This window comes from Micromonospora sp. CV4, assembly GCF_003667455.1.
Taxonomy (GTDB): Bacteria; Actinomycetota; Actinomycetes; order Mycobacteriales; family Micromonosporaceae; genus Micromonospora.
The window spans coordinates 1-8,397 of record NZ_RCVI01000190.1 but is presented as its reverse complement, the minus strand read 5'-3'; the positions used below and the strand labels follow the sequence as shown (position 1 = coordinate 8,397).

General features: G+C 72.3%; 7 protein-coding genes. 4 read left to right on the top strand and 3 right to left on the bottom strand.

From position 1 onward, the window contains the following. Both EAD98_RS06045 and EAD98_RS06040 read right to left on the bottom strand, forming a co-directional pair. Nucleotides 1-345 (bottom strand): hypothetical protein (locus tag EAD98_RS06045; RefSeq protein ID WP_147457340.1); only part of this gene is annotated, 345 nt, incomplete at its 3' end. A gap of 210 nt (nucleotides 346-555) precedes the next feature. After that, complete coding sequence (locus tag EAD98_RS06040; protein ID WP_121653087.1) at nucleotides 556-1,983, bottom strand: UDP-glucose/GDP-mannose dehydrogenase family protein; 1,428 nt, start codon at nucleotides 1,981-1,983, stop codon at nucleotides 556-558. A 249-nt stretch (nucleotides 1,984-2,232) separates the two neighbouring features. On the opposite strand from EAD98_RS06040, the gene EAD98_RS06035 reads away from it, so the two are divergent. Beyond that, a complete protein-coding gene (locus tag EAD98_RS06035) occupies nucleotides 2,233-3,402 on the top strand; it encodes an acyl-CoA dehydrogenase family protein (protein WP_121653086.1) in 1,170 nt (389 codons plus the stop codon). A 227-nt stretch (nucleotides 3,403-3,629) separates the two neighbouring features. Further along, a complete protein-coding gene (locus EAD98_RS06030; protein ID WP_233583729.1) occupies nucleotides 3,630-4,922 on the top strand; it encodes a Bcr/CflA family efflux MFS transporter in 1,293 nt (430 codons plus the stop codon). Between the two features lie 72 nt (nucleotides 4,923-4,994). Here the strand turns inward: EAD98_RS06030 and EAD98_RS06025 are convergent, their stop codons facing one another. Next, nucleotides 4,995-5,660, bottom strand: coding sequence for a hypothetical protein (locus EAD98_RS06025; RefSeq protein ID WP_121653085.1), 666 nt, complete (start codon nucleotides 5,658-5,660; stop codon nucleotides 4,995-4,997). A gap of 23 nt (nucleotides 5,661-5,683) precedes the next feature. Here EAD98_RS06025 and EAD98_RS06020 point away from each other — a divergent pair, with 23 nt between their 5' ends. Both EAD98_RS06020 and EAD98_RS06015 read left to right on the top strand, forming a co-directional pair. Beyond that, entirely contained in the window at nucleotides 5,684-6,202 is a 519-nt protein-coding gene (locus EAD98_RS06020; RefSeq protein ID WP_121653084.1) for an acyl-CoA thioesterase, read from the top strand. Between the two features lie 158 nt (nucleotides 6,203-6,360). Then, nucleotides 6,361-8,397 (top strand): acetoacetate--CoA ligase (locus tag EAD98_RS06015; RefSeq protein WP_121653083.1); only part of this gene is annotated, 2,037 nt, incomplete at its 3' end.

Below are 8,397 nucleotides of genomic sequence, written 5' to 3'. Positions count from 1 at the left end.
GACACCGGCGCCCTGACGGGGCACCCGGGGCGGGGCGCCGGTGTCCGCGGTCGGCGGCCGGCGGCCCGGACGGCGGCGCAGCACCCGACGCGGCCGGGTGGCCTGCTTGAGCCGCTCCTCACCGGCGTGGGCGAGGATGTCCCGCTGGAAGAGCGCGGCCTGCATCTTCGCGGCGATCTGCCGCTGCTCGCGGGCGATGGCGGCGTCGCGCGCCTTCATCTCCGCGATCGAACGCTCGATGTCGGCCAGGTGCTCGACCCACTGGGCCTGATCGGCCCCGCAGTGCGGGCAGCGGACGGCGGGCTTGATCTCCCGGCCGCACGAGGAGCACTGAAAGGTCGCCACGACACCCCTCCACCCGCACTGTGGACTCCCACTGTCGCAGCATGCCCAAAGCTGGCGCGGATTTCGACACTTGTCGGCGGGTCCGGGGCAAACAACGACACCGGCCGGCCACGGAGACGTGCTCCGCGACCGGCCGGTGAGGTCGGGGTTCGCCCCTCCTTCCGCCTCCGCGCCGCAAAGCGGCGCTCCGGGCGGAAGGAAGGGCGTCCGTCAGGGGCGGCCCATGCCCCGGTACTCCCAGCCGGCCTGGGTCCACAGTGCGGAGTCGAGGCAGTTGCGGCCGTCGACCACCTTGCGGCCGGCCACCAGCTCGCCGAGGGCGACCGGGTCGGCGTTGCGGAAGTCGGCCCACTCGGTGAGGACGCAGACCAGGTCGGCGTCGGCGACCGCCTCGTTGATGCCGGTCTCGTAGGTCAGCTCGGGTACCGCGCGGCGAGCGTTCTCGGTGCCCTGCGGGTCGTACACGTGCACGTCGGCGCCGGCCTTGTGCAGCAGTGCGGCGACGGCGAGCGCCGGGGCGTCGCGGACGTCGTCGGTGTTGGGCTTGAAGGTGGCGCCCAGCACGGCGATCCGGGTGCCGGAGAAGTCCGGGCCCGCCGGCCCGGAGCGGCGGCCGAGCAGGTCCGCGGCGAGCTGGAGCACCCGGGTACGGCGGCGCAGGTTGATCAGGTCGACCTCGTGCAGGAAGCGCAGCGCCTCGCCGGCGCCCAGCTCCTGTGCCCGTGCCTGGAAGGCGCGAATGTCCTTGGGCAGGCAGGCGCCGCCGAAGCCGAGGCCGGCCTGGAGGAACCGGTTGCCGATCCGCGGGTCGTAGCCGATGGCCCGGGCCAGCTGGGTGACGTCGCCGCCGGAGGCCTCGCAGACCTCGGCCATCGCGTTGATGAAGGAGATCTTGGTGGCCAGGAAGGCGTTCGCGGCGACCTTGACCAGCTCGGCGGTCGCGAAGTCGGTGACCACCAGGGGCACCTCGCGGTCCTCGGTGGCGGCCAGGTCGAAGACGCCCTTGTGCGCGGCGTACAGCATGCCGTTGGCCCACTCGCTCTTCACGCCGACCACGATCCGGTTCGGGCGCAGCACGTCGTCGACGGCGAAGCCCTCCTGGAGGAACTCGGGGCTCCACGCCACCTCGACGCCCAGGTCGTGGGGAGTGTGCTTGCCGACGAGCTGCTCCACCCAGTCGGCGGTGCCCACCGGCACGGTGGACTTGCCGACGATCAGCGACTTGCGGGTCAGGTGCTGCGCCAGGCTGGTCACCGAGGCCTCGACGTACGACAGGTCGGCGCCCATGCCGTCGGCCCGCTGGGGGGTGCCGACGCAGATGAAGTGCACGTCGCCGAACTCGGCGATCTCCGCGATGTCGGTGCTGAACCGCAGCCGACCGGCGGCCAGGTTGCGCTTGAGCAGCTCGTCCAGGCCGGGCTCGTGGATCGGGACCTGACCGGCGTTGAGCATCGCGATCTTGTCAGCGTCCACGTCGAACCCGAGCACCTCGTACCCCAGCTCGGCGTAGCAGATGGCGTACGTCGCACCGAGGTAACCGGTCCCCAGGAAGGTCACCCGCGGACGGGGCGCGCCCGAGGGCGGCGTCACCGCGGCGATGGCGGGGGTCGGCTGGATGGTGGGATAGGGGATCGTCACGCCTGTCTTCTCCGCTCGCACTGGCGGCGCTTCGTCGCGTCGCATTCTGCTGCGGCGCCTGGCCGGGCACCGGAGGGGTGGCTCATTGTCTGTCTTTCATCATCGCTCGGCGCCGTGGGTGCTCCGTCGAGCCTGAACCTACGCGCCGGTAACATTCACCTGAACTGCAGTCGCTATCCTTCAGTCTGCGCGGTCGCGGTCCGGGGAAGCCACAGACTGCGCATGATAGCGGTGAAGGGGAGGGCCAACGTGGCCGCAGGGGAGTCGTTCGACGTCTACCGGTTGCCGGAGGAGCACGAGGCGATCCGGGAGGCGGTCCGGGAGGTCTGCACGGCGAAGGTGGCTCCGCACGCCGCCGAGGCCGACGAGACGGCTGAGTTTCCGAAGGCGTCCTACGACGCGCTGCGGGCGGCCGACTTCCACGCCCCGCACATCCCCGAGGAGTACGGCGGCGCGGGCGCGGATGCGCTGGCCACCGCCATCGTGATCGAGGAGGTGGCGCGGGCCTGCGCGTCCTCGTCCCTGATCCCCGCGGTCAACAAGCTCGGCACGATGCCGCTGCTGCTGTCCGGCTCCGACGACCTCAAGCGGCGCTATCTGACGCCGGTGGCGGCCGGCGACGCGATGTTCTCGTACTGCCTCTCCGAGCCGGAGGCGGGCAGCGACGCCGCCTCGATGACCACCCGCGCGGTGCGTGACGGGGATCACTGGGTGCTCAACGGGGTGAAGCGCTGGATCACCAACGCCGGCGTCTCCGAGTTCTACACCGTCTTCGCGGTCACCGACCCGACCGCGCGGTCCCGGGGAATTTCGGCCTTCGTGGTCGAGAAGTCCGATGCCGGCGTGAGCTTCGGCGCCCCGGAGAAGAAGCTCGGCATCAAGGGATCGCCCACCCGCGAGGTCTACCTGGACAACGTGCGGATCCCGGCGGACCGCATCATCGGCGCGGAGGGCACCGGCTTCGCCACCGCGATGCGGACCCTGGACCACACCCGGGTCACCATCGCCGCCCAGGCCATCGGGATCGCGCAGGGCGCGCTCGACTACGCCAAGGGGTACGTGGCCGAGCGCCGGCAGTTCGGCAAGGCGGTCGCCGAGTTCCAGGGCGTGCAGTTCATGCTCGCCGACATGGGCATGAAGCTGGAGGCGGCCCGGCAGCTCACCTACGCCGCGGCTGGCAAGTCCGAGCGGGGCGACGCGGACCTGACCTACTTCGGCGCGGCGGCCAAGTGCTTCGCGTCCGACGCCGCCATGGAGATCACCACCGACGCGGTGCAGCTGCTCGGGGGCTACGGCTACACCCGGGACTACCCCGTCGAGCGGATGATGCGGGACGCCAAGATCACCCAGATCTACGAGGGCACGAACCAGGTGCAGCGCATCGTCATGGCGCGGCAACTGCTCAGCGGCGCCGTCTAGGCCGCGACCCGATCGAGCCCGACCGCCCCACCGCCCCCTCCGGCGGTGGGGCGGTCGGCGTCTGCGCGTGAGTCCCCACACAGCTGACATGTCATACGGGCCTGCGACGTTGGGGGAAGACAGACTCACAGAGCCCGATCACCCGTCACCCCACCGCTCGCCTCGTCCCCTCGCTGCCCAACGTCGGGCACGCCCAACGACGCCCGAAGTCACGCAGAGAAATCGAGATGATGAAGCAGTTGTTGGAGAAGACCGCGCCCCAAACCCCCTCTGAGCAGGACGTCCTGCCCGGCGATCTGATGACGAACCGCCAGCGGGCGCAGCTCGTGCTCGTGCTGGGCGCGATGATCGCGATCGGGCCGCTGACCATCGACATGTACCTGCCGGCGCTGCCCGCCATCACGGCCGGCCTGCAGACCACCGAGACCGCGGTGCAGTTGACGCTGACGGGCACGCTGCTCGGCCTCGCGCTGGGCCAGTTGCTGGTCGGGCCGCTCTCCGACGTGGTCGGGCGACGGATGCCCCTGCTGGCCGGGCTGGCCCTGCACGTCGCGGCATCCGTGCTGTGCGTGTTCGCGCCGAGCATCGCCGTGCTCGGCGTGCTGCGCGTCATGCAGGGGCTCGGGGTGGCGGCCGCCACTGTGGTCGCCACCGCGGTCGTACGCGACCTGTTCAGCGGCGCCTCGTTCGCCCGGATCTTCTCCCGGCTGATGCTGGTCATGGGCCTGGCCCCGATCCTCGCGCCGACCCTGGGCAGCGGCCTGCTGCGGTGGACCGAATGGCGGGGCGTCTTCGCGGCGCTGGCCGTGCTGGGCGCGCTGCTCATCGTCGTCGCCGCGTTGCGGCTGCCGGAGACCCTTCCCGTGGCGCGCCGCCGGCACGGCGGGGTGGGTGCGACCATGCGGGACTACCGGGGGCTGCTCAACGACCGGGCGTTCGTCGGTCTGGTGCTGGTCGCCGGGCTGGCCATGGCCGCTCTGTTCGCGTACGTCTCCGGGTCGTCCTTCGTGCTCCAGGAGCAGTACGGCCTCGACGAGCAGCAGTTCGGGCTGGCCTTCGGCGCGGGCGCGGTCGGCCTGATCGCGGCCACCCAGTTCAACGTCCGGCTGCTGCGCCGCTACACCCCGCAGCAGATCCTGGTCAGCGCCCTGATCGCCGGCACCTCGGCCGGGCTGCTGCTGATCATGTTCGCCGCGACCGGCCTCGGCGGTCTGGGCACGCTGCTCGCGTCGCTGTGGCTGGTCCTCGCCGCGGCGGGCCTGGCCCTGCCGAACGCCCCGGCGCTGGCCATGACCCGGCACAGCGAGGCCGCCGGGACCGCCGCCGCGCTGCTCGGCGCCGTGCAGTTCGGCGTCGGCGCGCTGTCGGCGCCCCTGGTGGGCCTGTTCGGCACCGGGAGCGTGCCGATGGCGATCGTGATCGCGGGCGGCATGGCCGCCGCGACGCTGGTCATGCTCTTCGTCGTTCCGCGCGCCGACCTCGGCGCCGTCGACCCGGACCTGGCCGTCGCACTGCACTAGCGCGCCCGCCCGTCCACCGCACGCGGTGGGTTCCGGGTTGGGGGCGGGCCGGTCGCCCGGCCCGCCCCGCGGTCAACGGATCTCGGTGGTGTCCTCGGGGCGCGGCTGGCCGCGCGGCGGCGCGGACCACGGCGACTCGCCACCCACCCGGCGGGGCAGTGGGTCGGTCGGCGTCGGATCAGCCGGGTAACCGAGGGTCGGCGGGGTGGTGTCGCGCTCGGCGGGCTCGGGAGGCGGCCAGTCGGTCAGGGTGAAGTCGTCACTCCGGGGGCCACCCGCCGGCGCCGGTGCCGTGGCCGGCTCGGTCACCGGGCGCGGCCACTGCTGCCACCGTTGCCTGCTGAACGCCGCCATCAGCAGCAGCAGGCCGATCAGGAAGAGGGTGCCGTTTTCCACCGGAAGCCGCAGCGGCAGCGGATCGCCGAGCACCTTCCACCCGTGCGGGATCGCGTCCCGCACCTCGAACGGCGCCACGAACATCCCGACGTACGGGGTGACCAGCAGCAGCCCGGCCACCAGTGGGCCCAGCGGCGAGACGCGCAGTGTGCCGAGCAGGCCCAGCAGGACACCGCCGACACCGAGGTACACGGCCGGCTCGATCAGGTTGGCGGTGTTGAAGGTGCCGATCTCCACCCAGCGGTCGACCGTCCGGCTCGACCCGTCCTGCCCGAGTGTGACCAGCACCCACGTGATGGGCACCACCACCAGCCCGGCGAGGAAGCTCCAGAGATGTCGCATCCGCGCACCGTACCGTTTCCGGCATGACCGAGCACCTCTCCGCCGCTCCGACCGGCAAGCCGACGTCGTACTCCCGCGTCACCCTCAGCAAGATCATGACCGCCGTCGACGTGAACCTGTACGGCACCGTGCACGGCGGCGTTCTGATGAAGTTCGTCGACGACGTGGCGGGGGCCGCGGCCGCCCGGCACAGCGGCGGGACGGCGGTGACCGCGGCGATCGACGAGATCGTCTTCTCCGAGGCGGTCCGGGTCGGCGACCTCGTGCACGCGCACGCCCAGGTGAACTGGACCGGGCAGACCTCGATGGAGGTGGGCGTGCGGGTGGTCGCCGAACGGTGGGACTCGGCCGAGGACGCGCCGGTCCGGGTGGCCACCGCGTACCTCGTCTTCGTCGGGGTCGACGTGAGCGGGGCGCCGCGGACGGTCCGCCCGGTGCTCCCGGAGACGCCGGACGACGAGCGCCGCTACCGGGAGGCCGAGATCCGCCGGGCGCACCGCCTCGCCCGCCGCCGAGCCATCCAGGCGCACCGCGCCGGCTGAGGGGTTCCCCCTGCTTCCCACATGGGTGGCGGGGGTGCAGTGTGGGGTGGGCACGCGTCGGTGGCCGTACCCGGTGCGCAGAATGGCGCTTCGAGGTAGGGCAAGATGGCGCCACGGCCCATTCACAGTGTCGTGCCGGGCCAGGGGAGGGTGGAGCAGTGGGTGACGTGCTGTGGACGCCGCCGGCGGACGTACGCGAGCGGTCCCGGATCGGCGGCTACCTGCGCTGGCTACGGGAGCACCGCGGGCTGGACTTCGCCGACTACGACGCGCTGTGGCGCTGGTCGGTCACCGACCTGGACGGGTTCTGGCGATCCATCTGGGACCACTTCGAGGTGGTGGCGCACACCCCGCCGACCGCCACCCTGGCCGAGCGGGGGATGCCGGGGGCCCGCTGGTTCCCCGGGGCCACGCTGAACTACGCCGAGAACGTGCTGCGGATGCCGGGGCGGGCCGACGACGACCCGGTGGTGATCGCACACGGGCAGACCCGGGCGCCGGTCACGCTGACCGCCGGGGAGTTGCGCGAGCAGGTCCGCCGGGTGGCGGCCGGACTGCGCCGGCTCGGCGTCACCGCCGGTGACCGGGTTGCGGCGTACGCCCCGAACATTCCCGAGACGTACGTCCTGCTGCTGGCCACCGCCAGCCTGGGCGCGATCTTCTCGTCCTGCGCGCCCGAGTTCGGCACCCGCAGCGTCACCGACCGCTGGCAGCAGATCGAGCCGACCGTGCTGGTCGCCGTGGACGGCTACCGGTACGGCGACAAGCCGGTGGACCGCCGCGCCGAGGTCGCCGCCATCCGGGCCGCCCTGCCGTCGCTGCGGCACACCGTCAGCATCGGCTACCTCGACCCGGCGGGCGCCGACGGCCATGATTCGGCCTCCGCGCCGTCGGGCGGCGCTTCGGACCGGATGACGGCCGTACCCGACGGCGCGTTGAGCTGGGCCGAGCTGGCCGCGCCCACCGACGAGCCACTGGCGTTCACGCCGGTGCCGTTCGACCACCCGCTGTACGTGCTCTACTCCTCGGGCACCACCGGGCTGCCCAAGCCGATCGTGCACGGCCACGGCGGCATCCTGCTGGAGCATCTGAAGATGCTCGCCCTGCACCACGATCTGGGCCCGGCCGACCGGTTCTTCTGGTTCACCACCACCGGGTGGATGATGTGGAACTTCCTGGTCTCCGGCCCGGCGGTGGGCGCGACCATCGTGCTCTTCGACGGCAACCCGGGTCACCCCGACCTGGGTGGGCTGTGGCGGCTGGCCGCGGAGACCGGCACCACGTACTTCGGCACCTCCGCGCCGTACCTGCTGGCCTGCCGCAAGGCCGGGCTGGTGCCGCGGGAGGTCGCCGACCTGTCCGCGCTGCGCGGCGTCGGCTCCACCGGGGCGCCGCTGCCCGCCGAGGGCTTCACCTGGGTGTACGAGACCGTCGGCGACGACCTCCAACTCCAGTCCCTGTCCGGCGGCACGGACGTGTGCACCGGTTTCGTCGGCGGGGTGCCGCTGCTGCCGGTGTACGCCGGCGAGATCGCCTGCCGGGCGTTGGGCGCCAAGGTGGAGGCCCGCTCGGCCGACGGCACCCCGGTGATCGGCGAGCTGGGTGAGCTGGTGATCACCGAGCCGATGCCGAGCATGCCGGTGGGCTTCTGGAACGACCCGGACGGCACGCGCTACCGAGAGGCCTACTTCGACGTCTACCCGGGTGTCTGGCGGCACGGCGACTGGATCACCATCAACGAACGGGGCGGCTGTGTGATCACCGGACGCTCCGACGCCACCCTCAACCGGGGCGGGGTGCGGCTGGGCACCGCCGAGTTCTACTCGGTGGTCGAGGGGCTGGACGAGGTGGTCGACTCGGTCGTCGTGCACTTGGAGGACGACGAGGGCGGCGCGGGCGAGCTGCTGCTCTTCGTGGTGCTCGCCGAGGGCCTGGAGCTGGACGACCCGATGCGCGCGAAGATCTGCCGCGAGCTGCGTACGGCGCTCTCCCCCCGGCACGTGCCGGACGAGATCCACCAGGTGCGTGCGGTGCCCCGCACGCTCTCGTCGAAGAAGCTGGAGGTCCCGGTCAAGAAGATCCTCACCGGCACCCCGGTCGACTCGGCGGCCGCGAAGGGCGCACTGGCCAATCCGGAGTCCCTCACGGCCTTCGCCACCTTCGCCCAACGCCGAGCCCCCGACAACACCCCGGCC

Bases quoted from the DNA above. Each gene is read 5' to 3' on its own strand.
- EAD98_RS06030 (WP_233583729.1), top strand. From the start codon at position 3,630: ATGATGAAGCAGTTGTTGGAGAAGACCGCGCCCCAAACCCCCTCTGAG.
- EAD98_RS06025 (WP_121653085.1), bottom strand. From the start codon at position 5,660: ATGCGACATCTCTGGAGCTTCCTCGCCGGGCTGGTGGTGGTGCCCATC.
- EAD98_RS06020 (WP_121653084.1), top strand. From the start codon at position 5,684: ATGACCGAGCACCTCTCCGCCGCTCCGACCGGCAAGCCGACGTCGTAC.